General features: G+C 60.2%; 10 protein-coding genes. All 10 read right to left on the bottom strand.

Annotated features, from left to right (window positions below):
• Window positions 1–41: 41 nt before the first annotated feature.
• Window positions 42–926, bottom strand: a complete 885-nt coding sequence (locus HXS65_RS03745) for a DUF6708 domain-containing protein (RefSeq protein WP_176493140.1) — start codon at window positions 924–926, stop codon at window positions 42–44.
• 4 nt (window positions 927–930) lie between these two features.
• Window positions 931–3651: a T6SS effector BTH_I2691 family protein gene (locus tag HXS65_RS03740; RefSeq protein ID WP_176493139.1), complete on the bottom strand. Its 2721-nt coding sequence runs from the start codon at window positions 3649–3651 to the stop codon at window positions 931–933.
• Between the two features lies 1 nt (window position 3652).
• Window positions 3653–4468, bottom strand: a complete 816-nt coding sequence (locus tag HXS65_RS03735; RefSeq protein ID WP_176493138.1) for a DUF4123 domain-containing protein — start codon at window positions 4466–4468, stop codon at window positions 3653–3655.
• Between the two features lie 9 nt (window positions 4469–4477).
• Window positions 4478–7081, bottom strand: a complete 2604-nt coding sequence (locus HXS65_RS03730; RefSeq protein ID WP_176493137.1) for a type VI secretion system Vgr family protein — start codon at window positions 7079–7081, stop codon at window positions 4478–4480.
• 186 nt (window positions 7082–7267) lie between these two features.
• The gene (locus HXS65_RS03725) at window positions 7268–8422 is read right to left on the bottom strand and encodes a hypothetical protein (RefSeq protein ID WP_176493136.1); all 1155 of its coding nucleotides are present in this window, start codon (window positions 8420–8422) and stop codon (window positions 7268–7270) included.
• Between the two features lie 2 nt (window positions 8423–8424).
• Entirely contained in the window at window positions 8425–9537 is a 1113-nt protein-coding gene (tssA, locus tag HXS65_RS03720; RefSeq protein WP_176493135.1) for a type VI secretion system protein TssA, read from the bottom strand.
• Window positions 9538–9925: 388 nt separating this feature from the next.
• A complete protein-coding gene (locus HXS65_RS03715) occupies window positions 9926–10471 on the bottom strand; it encodes a type VI secretion system tube protein Hcp (RefSeq protein ID WP_084208878.1) in 546 nt (181 codons plus the stop codon).
• Between the two features lie 265 nt (window positions 10472–10736).
• Complete coding sequence (gene tssM / locus HXS65_RS03710; protein WP_176493134.1) at window positions 10737–13229, bottom strand: type VI secretion system membrane subunit TssM; 2493 nt, start codon at window positions 13227–13229, stop codon at window positions 10737–10739.
• Window positions 13226–14245, bottom strand: a complete 1020-nt coding sequence (gene tagF / locus HXS65_RS03705) for a type VI secretion system-associated protein TagF (RefSeq protein ID WP_176493133.1) — start codon at window positions 14243–14245, stop codon at window positions 13226–13228. Before tagF ends, tssM begins: the two co-directional genes overlap by 4 nt.
• A gap of 4 nt (window positions 14246–14249) precedes the next feature.
• A complete protein-coding gene (locus HXS65_RS03700; RefSeq protein ID WP_176493132.1) occupies window positions 14250–18278 on the bottom strand; it encodes a type VI secretion protein IcmF/TssM N-terminal domain-containing protein in 4029 nt (1342 codons plus the stop codon).
• Window positions 18279–18280: the final 2 nt, after the last annotated feature.

Genomic DNA, 18280 nt, shown 5'->3' with positions numbered 1-18280 from the left:
AAGTGTGTTGTATTCCATGATTGCATTCAAAAAAGATATAGCTATTTTAAAACTATATCTTCACCGCACTCATCGATAATTTCCTGTGACCATTGTGGAATCTTACCATATCGACAGATGAGATAATGCCCAAGTATTTGCCATGAGAAAAAGACACACATAGAGCGATAAAAAACGGTAGAAAGGAAATTTATAGTCGAGTTATCTGTGATGAGCCTGGGTATCGTATGTCGAGCGGATTCAGATAACGATGGTCGCCAAGACATGAGTTTAGGCGGTTGTTCAAACTGATCATCATACTCCATGAATGCTTGTATATAATAAAAAAGATAAAAAACCTCATTCTTGGGGGCTTCTTTCATTTCAAGAACAGTATCACCGAAGGAAAAACTATCCTCGACACGATGTCCGTCCATTAAAAATCCACGCAACTCATATTGGCAGGCCATAATAGACCTTCCTTTATAAGCAACAGCATACAAACAATCTTGCCAAGGCATTTCCTTGGGCTGGTAATCTTTATTGCTGAAAAAATAGACTTTACTAGTTTCACGATTAAAGACTACGGGATAGACTGAGTCTTTTTTCACTTCAAACCATGCACCTAAAATAAATGGATGAAATACAAATATAGCAAAAAAAAACGAAAAAACTGCGTAGAAGTATTCTTGAGCCGAAAACATAAAATAAGCAAAAATCGAACAAAGTGTCACAATAACTGGAACATATAGAAAACTTGCTCCAAGTAGCCTTCCTCTTTCTCTAAAATCAGTATCCCCAAGAATCATATGACTCTTACCAATATAAAATATTGATTGAGGCGGTGATTTAATTCCTTCTCCTTCCTTAAATACTGGAATTTCAATATCAGGATACTCACCTTTTTTTATCATACCCGTAACACGAAGATACTTTTCGATATTCATCACATTACTCCAGCACGTTAGAAAGTTCTTTATCAGAAGCTGATATACTTTTGAACCTATCCGCTTGTCCATACAAGCAGTGATTTAACCAATTCTGGGTATCTTCAATAGAGAAGACTGAGATTAATATAGACAACAGAAGACCAACGGCAAAAAGGAATGCAATAGCTTCAAGAGAGACCATTATCAGAGCAAAGCCTAAGCCAATTCCGGAAAGTGTAGACAGGAAATATAAAAACGAAAGCCAGCCATTTCCTCGTTTAGCCTCATTTAAAGCATTCATGCCATCCCACCCCGCTAAAATCCACGCTCCTATGGCCCCAAAGACACGGCCGAAAATATCAAAAGTAACGACGAATCCACGCCTTACCCTTAGGTAACCGCCTACTTTTATCGCATTGAGGCCCTTGGAGGTCAGTTCGCTTATACCTCCTATTATTGTAATGATTGATGAATTAAAACGCCACTGCATCTCTTTATTCTTAAAAGGACTAGCTTTGTCTAGTGCGCTATTGGCATAGTAAACAGAGATAGCGGAGAAAAAGAGCCCAATACTACTCATTCTCACGTCACTATCTATTATTTTTCGGAAGTTGGGTAAGATTGATTCACGCATACTCTTGGGAGTCAAAAGTATATCTTCTGATGAGCGAAGCAAGCGTAATGTCGCCTCACCTCTTGAGCCGTGCCCTTCTGCGGTGGCAGTCAACATCGCTTTATCCAGATAGAAGAAATGAGGTACCTTCATATCTGAATTGATACCTGACTTTTTCAGCCATTCTCTGATTATTTTTTGCATCTGTTTCTGAGTTGGGCGTTTATTGGCCGGTATCAACTCCCGACTTTGATTGGCCATCATGGCAATATGTTGAGCAGAGGTGCCTTTAAGATCTCGTTGTATCAGAATACGGTCGGTCGAAAGCATGGAAGCTGCCATGAATGTACGCGTGACAGCTTGGTCAAGCTTATTCGATAAAAAGCGGGCTATTGGTGCTCCACTTTGGTGTATCAGGCGTGCATATGCATTGCGTGCAGCATTTTCCACATTATCAGATAAAAAGATTTTTTCTCTGCTACTTTCCCATACTCGTCGATATCCGTCCAACACATTGGCTGCGTTCTGAAGAGTAACAGGAGAGGAAGTCTCTTGTATGGAAGATATATGACTGTCTTGATTATGACCAAGACAGCGCAAATAAACATTAGACGATTCAAAAATATCACCCGCACTGACCCACTGCTGAAGGACCTCAGCGCATTCATGACGATCAGCTGCATCCTCGATGCATTCTATGAAGTCCTCGACATATTCAACCCCTGAATCTAGACGATTCGTGACATAGTCGGTGCTAAATACTTTAGATAAACTTTCGGACTTCAGCCATGTAGCATGATCGATCGACAAGAGATCACTACATTTTTTTGCGGCCTTTTGTATATTATCGAGCGCCTGATTGTATGCCTCATCAATGGCTTCATCACTTTTGCGTAGATAGGTATCCCCATCTCTCGTATCATTCCAAGCTTGCCGGCGGATGCGCGTAAGGCGAGCTTCATCAATCTTGTTTTTCTCCAGATATTCGAGACGATATTGAATTCTATTGCGATTCTCTTCGAGCATGGTTCTGCGGTTAAGTATTTCTTCATGATCTTCGACATTATCGTACCGACTATTTATTTCCTCGATCTGACTATTCGTATAATCAAGGTTATTTTGCTCTCTACCAAGAATGCTATCTCTGTAATCTCTTTCAGCATCCCCTTCTACGGCGGCACGTATACTACGAATACCGTGAGTCGAGGAAAGCACCCAACTATACCGCTGCAACGACGCGGATACTGCCTGTATCTGCTCGGCATTGAGCTCAACGGTGATACCCCGCGGGTCATGAGTCGCAAAGAGAATGGACCGCCCCTGCGATGCTCGCTCGGCTGTACCGATCAGATCATCTGCTTCAAAGGCGCGCCAGTGATAGGGGTAGACGGATTCGAAGGTAGCGGTATTTTGTTGATCATCCTTGTCAGCCACGGTACTGCTGAAGCTTTGGGCCGTATTATGGCGATATTCACTTACCCAATTGGTCACTGTCGAAAGCGGTGCGGTGTGGGGCTGACTCGTTGCCGGGGAGATACAAAGAGAAGGGTCAAGAAACTGCATACGCTGGGAGGGATTCTGTGCAACCTGATCCCGCACCGTGTTATCCCAGTCAGTGTCTGAAAATGCCAACCATGCCTGTGTCACCTTCTCCGGCTGGCTGATCGTGACACAACGGGCCATCTGCCAATCGCTGCCACTGCGACAAGCTACGGTTTTCTCTATACCAGGTGCTGCTAGACCATCGATCGGAAGAGGAATGAAATTGCTGTCACTGGTGACACGATACTTGCGCCATTTGACACCGTCCGCATCGCCATTCGGAAAGTGCAGATAAAAGTATCCGAATCGCATGCACCGCAGAATATAGCTGGCTTTCTGCATCGACTTGTCGAGGACGCCATCACCGAAGTTCCCTCCACTTGTTATCGGGACGAGTCCATCAATACCGTGAGCGTGGCTTTCAGCAATTGCCGCGTAACGTACCGGGAGTATGACCAGCCCTGGGGATTTCTGGCACATCTGACAATCGCTGCAGCCTCCTGTATCGGAAGAGGCATCGTTACTTTGACTGGAAGCGTTTGCAGTAGCAGCTGCCACCACTTCGTTGATGTTCGGAATCGCGCTCATACTACGTCATTTCCCGATTGGTTAATTGTATCTGAATAGATTCCCAACGTGCCGCTGACCAGCCCGCCGTCACGTGTCGATAGCCCTCGCCACCCTTCGCCAGAACAATCGCGTTCTTGATGTCAGGGTGCTGGCAGATATCTGGATGGATCAGTAATTCATGCAGAGTCAGTGCGATTTGATCACGTTCATCCCTCAATCCGTGCTCGCGTGCGCGATTCAGGCAGTCGGCAACACGAGCGCCAGCTTGTGCGTCATCTTGCGGGGCCAGTGGGTCATGAAGCCGCCACTGTTTCAGGCAGTCCCGCAGCAATGGCAAGACGGACAAGGTACGCTCCTGATTTTTATCGAATACCAACCTCAATTGATACTTAGATTGTGGGGCACTATTCAATACAACCCATTGCGCGCGTGAATCCAAAAACTCCCATCGTTCAATTTTACCCAACAGAGATTGGAGCTGATGGGGTGTCAAAATCCATCGCAGATGAGTCATGACTCGAGGGTCGAAAAAACGGCAATACATCCACTTTGCCGTTGGAGTGGCTACCAGGCAGAAACGGCTCAATTGATCCAACAAGGCGCTCGCATCGACATCTGCCTGCAATAGCGCACAATGCGAAGGTGGCATTTCATGGCGCGACATCGCCTCTGCTTGCTCTTTGACTTGAGCTGCCGCCGACTCAGTGATGCGATAAAGATGTGGTGTCAGCGCGTGCAGATCCAATCGACGCCGTGGCTGGAACGCACCGACAAACTCGACACCCTCAAGTGTCAGCGGTCCATTCAGATGATCGTGAATCAGCCAATTTGTCATTCTGTGACCTCACCCATCGACCAATGCCGAGCCGCGACCTGCAGCGCCTTTATGCTTGGTTTCACAATCAGTAGTACCCTCCGGTAGCTCGCCCAACGTCGCCTCCAGACTCGCAGGCCCGCCAAAACTATGTTGCGCACCTTTGACATCGACCTTACCCGGCCCGTGCACTTCGATATTGCCGCCGCTCAGACGGATATAACCGCCGCCGCTGGTGAGCAGAATCTCGTTCTTGGCCTGGAGGGTAACGGTGCCTTCGGTGGAGGTGATGGTCATGTCCTTCTCGGACGTGAGTTCCATCGCGTCACTCTGCGCCTGCACTTCCACCTTGCCCTTGGCGGCGAATAGCTTGATGCCGGCACGTTGCACGAACAGCGAGAACTTCTCGGAGAGCGAGGCGATCAGGCTGCGGCCGGTAGCCAGATTGATGTCTTCGCCGCTGGTGATGCTGAGTGACTTGCCCTGGGCCAGATGGGTGGATTCCGGCGTACTCAACGCGATGCCCGCCGGTGAGCTGACATGCAGCCAGGGGGCATCGAGACGAGCGGCTTCACCGCGCCCGCCCGCGCTGGCGCTTGCGGCGGAACTGCCATCGAAGTTGGTGCCGCTGTCTGCCGCACCGTAACGCCCCTGGGCATCGTCACTGGCCTGCTTGAGGTTCGCGCGCGACTCGAGCGCCTCAGCGTTGTGGCTGGTGGCGCTGTCACTGAGCGTATTGGAGAGCTGATAGGCGCTGGCCAATTGTTGCTGAGCGGGCGTGAGATCGAGCTGCTCGCCACTGGCGGCGATCTGGCCCCAGCTGGTCAACAGCAGGCCCTGATGCGCGCGGATTGCGCCGTAGGCGTCCGAGCGCAGCTCGAAGCCGGTACCACGGAAGCTGCCGCGTGTGTTGCCCTGCTGGTGGATCAGATAGCCGAGGTTGAGCTGGGACTTCTCGTGCTCCGAGTTCAGGCGCACGCGCTCCTGATCGGTGGCGTCATCGAACACCAGCTCGTTGTACTTGTTGCCGCGGTAGGTCTTGCTCTTGAGGCCGGAGAGCAGACCGTTGGAGTGCCATTGCGGGGCCTGGTCGCCGTTGTAGACGCGCCCGGTGATCAGCGGGCGATCCACGTCGCCTTCGAGGAAGTCGACGATGACCTCCTGACCAATGCGCGGCACGAAGACACTGCCCCAGCCGGCACCGGCGTTGGGTTGCGCGACACGCAGCCAGCAGCTGGCGTCGGCGGCGCCCTTCTCGCTGCGGTCCCAATGGAACTGCACGCGCACGCGGTTGAGCGAGTCGGTGTGGATCTCTTCATTCGCGGGGCCGACGACGATCGCGGTCTGCGGGCCACCCAGATTGGGGCGCGGATGATCGAGAGACGGACGGTACGGCTGACTGAGGCGCTGGCTCTCGAAGTCGATCAGGTACTGGCCGGTGCCGACATCGGCGTAGTCTTCGTGAGCGCTTTCATTGAGGCCATGCGCCTTGCGTGCCTCGGCCATGCGCGTCTGCAGGCTGCCCGGCAGCGCCTTGAGGTGCGCGGAGACCGGCAGCGCGTTCTCGGCGCAGACGGTCAGGCCCAGCACGAGGAATTCGCGTTCACTTGAGTCGCCGTCTTCATGGCGGGCGTGCTGACTGAGTTCGAACCAGCGGCCGACCTTCAACTGGCGGGTGCCCCCGGCGCCATAGAAACGCTTGGCGCGGGATTCATGCGCCTCGAGGCGATTGACGGTCAGGCGTTCGCCGCGCGAGTGATCGTCGAAATAGTACTCGCCGGGGTAGTCGTAGACTTCCTGCTCGCTGAGGTTGCCTTGATCGCTGCGCGTGTCCTGGCCGGAGCGCTTCTCCAGGCCCGGCTGCTTGTAATCGAAGGTGCCGAGGCTGACGCGCGTCGGTTGCTGCTGACGGCGGCCGCTCCACTGGGTGATGGAGTCTTCCAGTTCGGTGGCATCCTGACGGTGGAAGCGAATCACCTGCGGCTCGACCGGTGCGCAGGTCGCGACATCGTCGGTGATGACGAGGCGGTGGCCATTGAAGTCGCTATCGTCAGTGGCATGTTCGAAGTAGTAGAACAGCCCTTCCTGCTCCATCAGGCGATTGACGAACTGAAAGTCGCTCTCGCGATACTGCACGCAGTAGCTGCGCGCCGGATACTCGCGGCGCAGATCCAGCCGCCAGCCGCCCTGGGCTTCGCCTTGCGCGATGGCGTGCTTCGAGAACACCGACTCGATCACCTCAACCGCGGTGAGGTCCTGGAAGATGCGGCTGTCGCGGCCGAGCTTGAGCATCGCCATCCACGGCACCAGCGTCAGCTGGTAATAGAAGACGCCGCCATCCTCACCGAGCAGTGCGGCCGACTCGACCAGCCCCGAGAGCTTGCGGTAACTGCCATCGGCCTGACGCACCGAGAGCGCCGCCGGCTGCGCCATCAGGGTCTTGAGTTCGATATCACCGTTCTGGGAGATGCAGTCGAGGGTATAGGCAAAGGGACGCGACATGCGCTCTTCCCCCACCAGGCGATGCGGGATGAAGTCCGCACCACTCATCTCAAGCGTGAGCAGGCGCTCGTTCTGATCCAGTGAAATCTCGAACGACTCCAGCAGGCTATCCAGCCAGGAATTCTCTGCCATCCTTAACATCCTCACGGTGCGCGCGCTTCTTCGCTCGGCAAGCGAGTGCACCGGCTTGTTCAGTTCGGGTCATGCGTCTCAAGACGCAGCGATGTGCAACATAGGACGAGCACAGTCAACATAGGACGAGCACAGTCAACACAGGACGAGCACAGTCAGCACAGGGCAAATGCAGCGCCGTCAGCGCTAACCGGCACAGGGCATGAGTGCCAGTACCTGAGTCTGAGTATCGTCTCGCAGCGATACGACCAGGGCGCTGTCGTTGTCTTCCAGTTCCGCGATTGCCAGCACCAGCGCCAATGCCAGCCAGGCGTCTCCCGGCCAGCCGCAGAAACTGTCGAGCGTGGTGCCGTCCTCGATCATGTCCAGCCCCGGCCAGCGATTCATCAGGCTGGTGCCGGCTTCCACCGCGCGACCGGGCAGCCCGAGGCTATCCATCACCAGACGCATGGGCTCGAACGGCTCGCGGGTAGAGGCATGCTCGTCATTTTCCGCCTGCACGGGCCACTGGCGCTCGATCAGCTGCATCAGCGGTGCCGGCGAGCGGCGCAGCTCGCGGCTACCCCGCGCCGGATGGGTCAGCGTTGCCGCCAGCGGCACCTGCCAGCCCTGCAAGGGAGCCGATGAGTCAGACGCGAGACGCTCGAAGAGCAGCGCCGCGACAGCCTCACCGGGAAACAGACCGCTCGGGCGGGAGGCATACGCCAGCTGACCGCATCGCGACAGCTCCGAGACGCTGCTGTCGAACAACAGCGAGTCGACGCTGAGCCAGATGACATGCGGCATGCCACCCGACGCTTCGGCGGCCAGCAGTTCATGCAGGTCCTGCTCGGCCGCCGCGCGATGCGTGACGCTGCCCAGCGCGTCGGCGAAGGGCGTGGCCGCCACCGTCTCGCGCAGGCGTGCGATGAACCCCTCCACCAGGCTGGCATGACGGATCGGCGCACTCAGCACGATATCGAAGGGCGCGCCCTCCGGCAGCGCTTCCAGCATCAGCAGCGCGTCGATGATCAGGGCCTGGATCAAGGTCTCGAGCCGCTGATGGCGGCGATCGAGGCGTGCCACCTGCTCGCCGGAGGCAGGCGATGCGCCCGCCTGCCCCAGCGCGATTTCGTGTACCAGCAGGCCATAGCCATCCGGGCCACGCAGGGTCGCGGAGATCTCGGCCGCCGCCGATGACGGCAACTGCCCCTTGGCCACCGCCCCTGCCGAGGTCAGCGCCACGCCATCCAGCAGACACAGGGTGTCGGTGCGGTAGTCGCTGCGCACCTTGACGACCGGCGCCTCGGGCTCTGCCGGGCGCACCTGCTGCAGGCGGTCATAGATCGAGCTCTTGAACATCATCAGTGATCATCACGCCGCTGAGTGCCCAGGGTTTCACGGATGCCGTCGACGACATGTTCCTCGCGGATGACATCACGCAGCCATTCCTCCAGCGGCATGCGGCCCCAGCGCACGGCGCGTTCGACCAGATACGGTACCGGGCTGTGCGGCTCGCTGCCCTTGAAGTACTGGGCGACGCCATTGAGCATGTCGAAGGCTTCCTCACGGGTCTGCGGCGTGGTGCGCAGTGCCGCCGGCGCCATGCCCGCCTGAGCGGATGGCGTGACACTCGCATCCCCAGTGGAGGCATCGCCACTTGCGGCGTCCGTCACTTCTGCATCGCTCTCGGCGGATGCCTGGGCCTCATCGTCCAGGCTGACCCCGCGCTCGCCCAGCAGTCGCTCGATCAACTGGGTGCAATCCGCCAGACCACGCTGCAGCTGGCTGAAGGTCGGCGCGCTCACCCCCAGCTGCGCATTGAGCTGCGCCACCAGACCGGCCAGCGCCTGCTGGCACTTGACGATCTGCTGGTGACGCTCGCGGAAGGTCGCCGTCTCGGTCAGCACCACGGAACGCTGGAAGATATCGGCGTTGATCTTGCCATCCGCCAGCGCGCTTTCCATGGCATCCACGTCGGTACGTGCCAGGTTCTCGACCTGACGCGACTCCTCATAGCGGTCGAGCCCGTAGAGCTGCCCTTCCACCAGCGGCAAGGTGCCGATCATGCCGGCGAGGGTGTCATCCAGCCAGGTCAGACGGGCGACACGCTCTTCATCACCTTCCTCGAGCGTCGGGTAAAGCGTCTCCCAGTACTGCTCACACAGCGCCGTCATCAGCGCCAGCCCCCAGGCCAGACCCATGAAATGATCCCGGTGCGCCAGGCCTTCGCAGAGCCAGCCCGCCAGCGACAGGTCCTTGCTCTGCTCGGCCAGACCGTCGGCAGTCAACGAGATGACGGCATTCCAGTCGGACTTCTTGAGATCGGCCTGCCATTCGCCCTGACTGAGGTAGGCCGGGTCTGCGCGACGCGCTTCCTTGATCTCGTCAAAGAGCAGCGAAAAGCCCAGGTCCTCTCCTGTCCCATGAGCGCCGATTGGCGCGAGCAGTTCGTCGCGGTCCCATTCGTCGGCCATCTTGTCTCTCCTGAATCACGTGTTGATCGCGTTGCGAGGCAACGCCTGCGAAATCACTGTGGCGCAGTGCTGTTGTGTCAGAGCCAGTTAGCACAGTGCTATCGGTACAGAGCTATTGGCACAGACCCTGTTGGCAGAGAGCTGTTGGCAAAGAGCTGTTGGCACAGAACTGACAGCACAATGATTTCGCAGGCGCTCATCGAAACAAACGGGGATGCGCAAGGGGAAAACAGACATGCCGGGAGAGCCTTTCGCTCCCCCGGCATGCCTTCTACCCGGACGTGATATCCCCTGAAGACGAGCTCACGCCAGCACGCTGGCCAAGCCCCGGGATGCCACTCTCCTGTTCATGGACGGCGACTCACGCCGCCGCGCCATGAGCCGATACTCAGGAGTAGACGCGGTTGCGCGTGCGATCCCAACCACCGGTGATGTTGCCGCCACCCTGGCCATCGCTGCGCTTCTGCTGGGTGTAGGTGACCTTGATACGTGCGAAGTTCAGCTTGATCTCTTCAGACGGCAGATCGTGACGCGCATCGTGCACGGAATCGGTCGCACCGCCACCGCCGGCCTGGGAGAAGGACGCCATGCCTTCCAGGTCCACGGAAGACACGATGACTTCCTCAAGCTTCACTTCCATGTAACGCACCTGCTCGCCACCGGCACGGTGAACCTGCAGGGTGATTTCCTTGATGTGCTGACCGCGGCAGCAAGCTTCGAACAGCTTCGGAGAAGCCTTGTCGATGAACTTCTTGATCGCGAACTCACTCAGGTTGACCCGCTCGGCAGACGCACCACCGGCGGAGCTGGCCGTCGCGGAAGTCGCCTGGCTGGCGCCGAATTCGAAGCTCAGCAGCTCGATCCAGTCCTTGTGGTTGGTATCCAGACTCTCGCCCGGGATGCCGTCGATCTTGAGGTAGGCGTCAAAAGCCATGGTAAAACTCCATTTCCGTCATGTGATGGGTGGGCATCACGGGTAGCAGCCCTCCCTGGCTGCTACCTGCAACGCGTGTTCGGACACGCTACCGCCAGGAGATGCCATCCAGGCACCCCCACTGCGTATGTCCATGCTTCTCCGCTCTCTTGCGCCGGGCCTGCCTTCAGGCCTGTCATCCAAGAGCTCGACTCCTCCGTGAGTCGGCAAAATGAATCCGGTTGGGCGCTGCCCGTCAGTTCTGTTGTGCTGTGTTCTGTTCAGGTCAGTTCAGTGCACGCACTTCAATCTCAACACGACGATTGGGCGCCAGACAGGCGATTCTCTCCGCTCGTGACATCTGGCCATCGCACTTGACCAGCGGACGATCGCTGCCGGCCCCTTCCGCACCGATCAGCTCACCCGGCAGCCCCTTGCCCACCAGATAGGTGCGCACGGTCTCGGCACGTTGCAGCGAGAGCTGGCGATTGACCACGGCCGAGCCGATCGGGTCGGCGTGGCCGGTGATGGTGATGCGCCCCAGATTCAGCGTGTTGGAAAGCCGCTCGGCGATGGCATTCAGCTGACGCTGCCCCTCGCCCTGCAGGCCCGAGTAATCCGCACGCCCGAAGGCGAACAGGGTGTCGGATTCCAGCGTGATGGTCTCGACGGTGCTCAGGGAGCGGTCCAGCAGGCCATCGATGTAGTTGCGACTGGATGACACCAGGAAGGTGTTGTCTTCCAGACGCGGCACGTCCGGGCGCACGACCTGCTCGGCATAGAAATTGACCTGACGGCTGGCATATTCCAGATCACGACTGTCGCGCGGCACATCCTCCCCCTGGGTGATGGCCGGATACCAGTAGACCGGCATCTCGCTACGCAGCCAGTCCGCCTCGATGTCCTCGCGCGGCGTACGCGACAGGGACAGGTAGGTCTTCAGGGTGTTGTTGCCGAAGTCCGCCAGCGCCTGGGCCGAGTTGTCACGCGGCTGGGCGTGATCCTCGACACCCGGAACATGGATATCCGTCTCGCGCGGGCCATCCTCGCGGTCATGCACGCTGATGGTCGGCAGCATGAACAGCGACTGGTTGAGGTTGCTGGCGATCGGCACCAGCATCGTCTGACGCAGCGCGCCGAAATAGACATCACGCAGCTCAGGTTCCAGCGTCTCGCCTTCATAGAGCCCGAAACCGAGCGACCAGGGCACGCCATGCTCGTGATGGCGAGCATCGTAGCGGGCCGCGCTGTCACGCAGGGCATCCAGCGTCGCCCACTGGGCATAGGCATCGGGCTCGCCGGCGTCTTCCTCGTAGGCGGCATCCAATGCCTGATCCAGCGCGCCGAGCTCGCGGGTGTTGGCGGTGAAGGACACCGCCCAGGCCAGACACATCGCTCCGGCAAGTGCCAGCGCCAGCCACACCCAGCGCAGCTGACGCCGACGCTGCAGGTTGGCGCCGCCATACAGGCCGACCAGATGCTGATCCGGCAGCAATACCCGCGAGAACAGCCCCGAGACGAACAGCGGCTTGCCATCCTGATGGCCCGGCGCATGACGCTCGGTGACGGCAAAGCGTGACGCCACGTTACGCCCATGGGCTGCCGTGCTGGCCTGCCCCTCGGAGAGCGCGCTGGTGAAGTAGAACCCGCGCAGCAGCGGCGCTGCCTGATAGGGATTGACCTTGAGCAGCTCGGTGACGAAATCGGTCAGATGCGGTGCCAGCGCTTCAAGCTCACGCGGGAATTCCACCGCCGCCGGGGCCTCGCGGGTGCGCACGATGTCACCCTCGACCAGACAGCGCTCCCCGGTACCCGAGCAACGTGCCACCAGGCGAGTCATCGCCTCACTGAACCGTGTACGCCAATCCGCCTCGGCATAGCCCTGGTGCGGGAAGCTCATGCCCAGCACTTCATCGCGCTGCGCCGGTGCCAGCTGGGCATGGAACTCGCGAAAGCCCGGGATGTGGTCACTCTTGGTGAACACCAGATAGATGGGCAGCGCGGCGCCCAGACGCTCGTAGCTTTCCTGGATACGCTCGCGCAGCTGATGGGCCAGTGCCTCGACGTCATAGCGGTTCTGGAGCACCTCATCGATGCTGACCGCGACGATCAACCCATTGAGCGGCTGACGCGGACGATAGCGACGCAGCATGTCGAGGAAGGCACGCCACTTGCCGACTTCCTCCTCGGAGCTGACATAACGCCCCGCGGTATCCAGCAGCACGGCCTCACTGCTGAAGAACCAGTCACAGTGACGGGTGCCACCGATGCCCGCGACACGTGCGCTTTCCCGCTCCGCGAAGGGGAAATCGAGTCCGGAGCGCGACACCAGCGTGCTCTTGCCCACGGCCGGCTGACCGATCACCAGATACCAGGGCAGCGTATAGAGCAGATCACCCTGACGAGTGAACCAGCCACCGCGTTTCTCGCTGGCACTCTTGCGCATGCGATCCAGCGCGGCCAGCAGGCGCTCGCGCAGCAGGCTGACTTCCTCGCGGTCCTGGGGTGCGGCGCTGAGCACGGCGTCATCGGCGTTCTGGATCAGCAACGACTCGACATCCTTGCGCTCTCCCACCCCGCGATAGAGCAGCAGCAGATACAGGGCAGAGGCCACCAGAAACGCCAGAATGCCGACCAGCAGACTGTCCAGTGACGAGAAGCCGAGCCCGACACCGGCGCCCCAGACCACGAAGATGCCCAGGAAGAACAGCACGCCCAACCAATACGGGCGGTACTTGAGGAGGTAGTACTTGAGAACGTGAAGCTTGAACTTGTTCATGTCGGTGCCGATTCATCCTTGGGTATGTCGCCGAATACCGTGTCGTCACTGCCCGCCCTTGTCCCCTGCGGCCCCGGGTCATCTTTCCGGTCATCTGACAGAGCGGCGATGTAGGCTCCCATGCCCAGTGTCGAGGCGTGAGACGCATCCAGCGGGCCAGCGTGAGGCTCCCCGCTGCCGAGCAGGCGCCAGGGCCCGAGCACCTCGAAGGCGGAGCCTGCCAGAATGCGCAGTGCGTCATGATCGTCACGCGTGAAGCGCATCAATGTCGGGCGCATGAAGTCATCGACGATCACGCTGATCTGCCCCGGCGCGCCATTGTCATGCTCCAGCCAGTGCAGCCACAGGTCCGCTGCGGGACGCTTCAGCGCGCGCTCCGGTGGCAGTGGCAATGCCGCCTGCCCCCGGGTGTCATCACGCGCGCCCCCTGTCGCCAGCTGCCGGCGCGATGCCTGCATGTCCTGCGTCAGTCGCTGGGCGCTCACGTCGGGGAAGCCACTGGCCAGCGCCCGCGTGAGGTCCCCATAGCGCACGTCTTCCAGAAAGCGCGCGAACAGACGCCGATGCAGCTTGAGATCGGAATCATCCAGCGGGCGTAGCGCCTCGATTCCCGTGAGCAGACGCTCCTGTGCCTTCTGGGGATCTGCGCAATGCATCACATCGCGCAGCAACTCCCGCACCTGCCCGGCGAAGGTCTCGCCGAGGGTATGCACCCCGACACTGCCCTCCACCACCGGCGAGACGGCCAGCCGCTGGAAGACCAGCAGCGGGTAGCGTCGCCCGGAGGCGTCCTGCGACGGTGACATGGCGCCCATCAACCAGGCCCCACCGCTGGCGCGGTAGTGAAAGAAGCACAGCGGCAAGGCATCGAAACGTGCCTGCCAGTCTTCGTCGCGCTCGGCCATGCGATTCAGCGCCCGCTGCCACCAGCCATCCAGTTCCCGGATGTCCTTGTGGCCCGCGTGATGGGCGATGAAGTCAGCGCTGCCGGGCAGCTTGCCGAAGAAGCCGATCATGCGGTCATCTCCCGGCGACCGAAGGCATCGACAGGTTGCGCACCTGCTTGAGATCCGTCAGCTTCACGCCGCCGAAGTTGCGCGCCTCGAAGCTCACCGGGCCGACCGGGGTGTACCAGGTGAAGCGCTGACGGGCGGTATCCAGATCGGTCACGTCCGCGGATTCGATCAGCTTCAACAGACTCCAGCGATTGGGGAAGTTGAAGACGGTGATGCGGCGGCCGTCACGTGTCACCACCTCCAGTCGGGCGCCGGAGACTTCCGGATCACCCGGCCAGACGAAGCGCTGCCAGTGTTGACGACCATTGCGGTACACCTGCTGCTGGCCATCCAGTGTCAGCTGGATCGAGATCAGCCGGGAGGAAGGCCGGATCATGATCTCGAAGCCGTTCTCCACATCCGCCAGACTCTCCAGCACTCGGCCCACTGCCGTGCCCTTGGTGATGGTGGCGGTGATCTTGGGGTCCACCAGCGGCGTACCGTCCTGCTCACCCTCTTCCAGGTTGCCGACTTCTTCATTGTCGAAGCGGGTCAGCAGACCGCTATCGGGGTCGATGAACTGACGTAGGTCACGCACCGAGGTCTCGTTGGCGGAATCGCTGACCGGATAGCGGCCACTGACCATGCGATGCCAGGGTGAGACGACCTGCTCGCCCCAGGCGGCGGCCAGCTGTGACGCCACCGGCCCCTGCAGACTGGCCACGGAGTAATCGATGGGCGCACGGAACAGACGCTGCAGCGACTGCACCAGCGGTTCCTGCGAGGTATCGACATTGGCGGCCACATAATCACGCGCCGCCGAGATCTCATTGGGCTTGCCGCCGATCATCTCCGCCAGCAGCTGCTTGGTACGCTTGCCGACATCGCCACGCTCCAGTCCGTCGAGACGTACCTTGAGCTGACGCAGGCGCAGCTGGTAGCGATTCATGACCGAGGCATCGCCATCCTGCCCCTCATCCTGGGCAAACAGGCTGGCGACCGGCGCGAAGTGGTCCGCCAGCTTCCCATCGTGCACGTGCGGCAGGCCCTGCAATGCGCCGGTACGCTGTGCCAGCTGACTGCCATCCTCCTCGACCCACGCCAGCGCCTGATCCCACAGGCCCGTCGACTCGGCCGCCGGGGCCGGAGCGTCACCCTCGGCTTCGCGTGGCTGAGGCGTCTTGCGGGCCTCGGCATCGCGGCTGTCCCAGCGGGTGTTGTCATCCACCACGGCCAGCAGCGTCTTGAGCGGTGAGCGCTGATAGTCGCTGAAGCGCGCCAGACGCTGACGCGAGAGCGCCAGACCTTCGAAGCGACGCACGCCGACATCGGCCAGGAAGCGCTCCCAGGCCTCGGCATAGTCACGCTTGTAATGCGCCAGAATCGCCTCGGCGAATTCGGTCTTGCCCTGCTCGGCATCCGGGTTCTCGTCTTCCAGCACCCAGTCATGCTCCACCGGCAGGTCAGAACTCAGCGTCTTGAGCAACTCGGGACGCACGAACTCTTCCCACACGCGACGCGTGAAGAAGGCCGGCACGGATTCGCCGGCGTACAGCAAGCCACGTGCGCCCTCTTCGGGCAGCATCACCGAGAGCGTCATCGACGGGAAACGGGCTTCGGCCGCCAGACGCAGACGCAGGTATTCCCGCTCCGCCGGCGAGTTGTCGAGCAGGAAGGCCTTGAGGTCACGGCGGGAACGCGCGACGCGATCCTCATCCCGCACCAGGGCAGGTGCCTTGCCCTGCGCCAGATATTCGCTGTAGAGCGCGACATTGTCGGCGATGCGTTGATCTCCCCCCGGCACACGGCGGTGACTGTCCGCCAGCTGATGCCAGGCGCGCGGCAGGGCTTCGCGCACGAAGGCGACGTCCGGATGTTCCGCAGGCTCGCTCAGGATCAGATACAGCTTGAGCGCATCGTAGGCATCGATCAGCCCGGCGACCTGCTCCGGCGTCAGCTGGTTGAGCACTTCACTGGAGAAGGCCGGACCGCCCGGCATGCCGCCGTCCGGGATGCCCCCCTCACCCGCCACGGTGCCATCGCCGCCCAGTCCCGCGGACGAGCCACGGAAATTCTCGGCCTTGTCACGCAGCGCTTCACGCCCCTGCTGTCGGGTGCTCCAGTAGGCGTCATTGACGCCGCCGCGCAGGCGGTAATCCGCCTCGCCCTTGAGCTGACTGGCCAGTTCGCCCGGTGAGCGCGGCACGCTGCCCAGCGTCGGGCGCTCGGTGAGACGCTGACGCAGGCGCTCGCCGCTCGAGGTCAGCAGTGACTTGCCATCGGCGGCCAATGTCCGCGAGGCATCGCCCCCGGGTCCAGCGCCCTCACCGACGTCCTCGCCACGGGTGCGCCGCGAAGCGGACTCGGAGACGATGCCCAGCGAGACCGCCAGACGCCCGACCGCCCGAAGGCGAGCGTCGAGATCTTCCGCCAGCGGTGCCAGAATCTGCTGCTTGAGCGTCGCGAAGTACTGTGCTTCAAGCGTCGCGCTCAGACGCTCTCCGCCATCCAGTCCCATGTGCTGATACCAGGGCAGACCGCCCTCTTCGCGGGCCTGACGCACACGCGACAGCTCAGCGTGGAGCAGGTCCAGCTGCACGCTGGGGGTCACGGCGCCATCAAGCGATGTCAGCTGCGCATCGACGGCCTCGAGACTGGTGCGACTCTGGTAATAGGCGTTGCCGAGCAGGCCCAGCGTCACCGCACCTGCCACCCCGCCTACGCCGATCAACAGCGGGTTCAGGGAACGCCGCTGACCATCGCGCGCGTAGTGACGCACCAGGTTGCGGTCCGGAATCATCACGTCACGGAAGACACCGCCGACGAAATAGGGGCGATCACTGACCGTCGCCGTCGCTGAGGCTGGCGTCGCCGCCTGGGTGCCCGCCGGTTCCTTGAGCGCAAAGCCCTGACGGACCTGCTCATCGAGAATCGCCGGCATCGCACTGCCGTCCTGCAGTGCACTGGTGAAATAGACGCCACGCGTCAGCGGCCCGCGGGCACTGTTGCGACGCAGATCGAAGGGCTCCAGGAAGTCGGCCAGCAGGCCTTCCATCTCGGCGATATATTCCGGGAAGTGCAAAAGCTCGCTGTCCGCCTGCTGGCCACGCTCACGCAGGGCGGCTTCCACATGACCACGCAGCCCCGCCACCATCTTGGGGAAATGCCGGGAGAAGGCCGCCACGACACCCTCGCGACGCGCCTCGGCCACCGAGAACGTCATGCCCCACGGCGCATGGCGGGCATCGCTGTCCAGCGTATTGAACGCGGCGGTGAAGCCCGGCAGCTGATCAGCCTTGGTGAACATCAGATAGACCGGCGGCGAGGCATCCAGCGCATCACGGAAGTCATTGATGCGCTCGATCAGCTGGCGTGCCAGCGCATGATTTTCGTCACGCGGCGCATGCAGCAGTGCCGGCAGATCCACTACCACCACCAGACCATTGATGGGCGCACTCCGTCGACGGCGTGCCAGCAGACGCAGGAAGTCGGCGAAGGCACGCGCCGGCTGCTCTTCGGCCACATAACGCCCGGCGGTGTCGATCATCAGGGCGTCGTTGCCGAAGTACCAGTCGCAGTACTGGGTGCCGGAATCCCCGCCCAGCCCCGCCACGCTGGAGCTCAGGCCGGAGCGCGTCAGCAGCGAGGTCTTGCCGGAGGACGATAGACCCAGCACCAGATACCAGGGCAGATCGCTGAGCGAGGCACTGCCACCCTTGTGCAGACCACGCTGGGCACGCAGCATGCGCAGCGCCGACTTGAGACGCTCACGCAGCACTTCGTAATCGCCGGCTTCGGTGGCAGCATCCGCGGCTTCGCGGTCCACTTCCAGCTGGACGAGGTCTTCCAGATCCCGCTCGGCGCGCACCTTGCGATACTTGCGCAGCACGATGGCCAGCAGCCACACCGCGGTCAGCAGCGCCACGGCGATGGCCAGGCGTTCCAGCGAGCCACCCAGACGTGGCACCCACCAGACGCACAGCACGACACCGGCCAGCCACAGCAGTGACGACGCCAACCAGAAACTCTTGAGGAACCCCAGCACCCGTTTCATTC

It is taken from the genome of Cobetia sp. 5-25-4-2 (assembly GCF_013374075.1).
Lineage (GTDB): Bacteria > Pseudomonadota > Gammaproteobacteria > Pseudomonadales > Halomonadaceae > Cobetia > Cobetia marina.
Note: the sequence above shows the minus strand (reverse complement) of the source record. Positions and strands in the feature narration are given on the sequence as shown.

What these genes read in the sequence shown, in the direction of transcription:
- HXS65_RS03745 (WP_176493140.1), bottom strand. Translation starts at nt 926, where the DNA reads ATGAATATCGAAAAGTATCTTCGTGTTACGGGTATGATAAAAAAAGGT.
- HXS65_RS03740 (WP_176493139.1), bottom strand. Translation starts at nt 3,651, where the DNA reads ATGAGCGCGATTCCGAACATCAACGAAGTGGTGGCAGCTGCTACTGCA.
- HXS65_RS03735 (WP_176493138.1), bottom strand. Translation starts at nt 4,468, where the DNA reads ATGACAAATTGGCTGATTCACGATCATCTGAATGGACCGCTGACACTT.
- HXS65_RS03730 (WP_176493137.1), bottom strand. Translation starts at nt 7,081, where the DNA reads ATGGCAGAGAATTCCTGGCTGGATAGCCTGCTGGAGTCGTTCGAGATT.
- HXS65_RS03725 (WP_176493136.1), bottom strand. Translation starts at nt 8,422, where the DNA reads ATGTTCAAGAGCTCGATCTATGACCGCCTGCAGCAGGTGCGCCCGGCA.
- tssA (WP_176493135.1), bottom strand. Translation starts at nt 9,537, where the DNA reads ATGGCCGACGAATGGGACCGCGACGAACTGCTCGCGCCAATCGGCGCT.
- HXS65_RS03715 (WP_084208878.1), bottom strand. Translation starts at nt 10,471, where the DNA reads ATGGCTTTTGACGCCTACCTCAAGATCGACGGCATCCCGGGCGAGAGT.
- tssM (WP_176493134.1), bottom strand. Translation starts at nt 13,229, where the DNA reads ATGAACAAGTTCAAGCTTCACGTTCTCAAGTACTACCTCCTCAAGTAC.
- tagF (WP_176493133.1), bottom strand. Translation starts at nt 14,245, where the DNA reads ATGATCGGCTTCTTCGGCAAGCTGCCCGGCAGCGCTGACTTCATCGCC.
- HXS65_RS03700 (WP_176493132.1), bottom strand. Translation starts at nt 18,278, where the DNA reads ATGAAACGGGTGCTGGGGTTCCTCAAGAGTTTCTGGTTGGCGTCGTCA.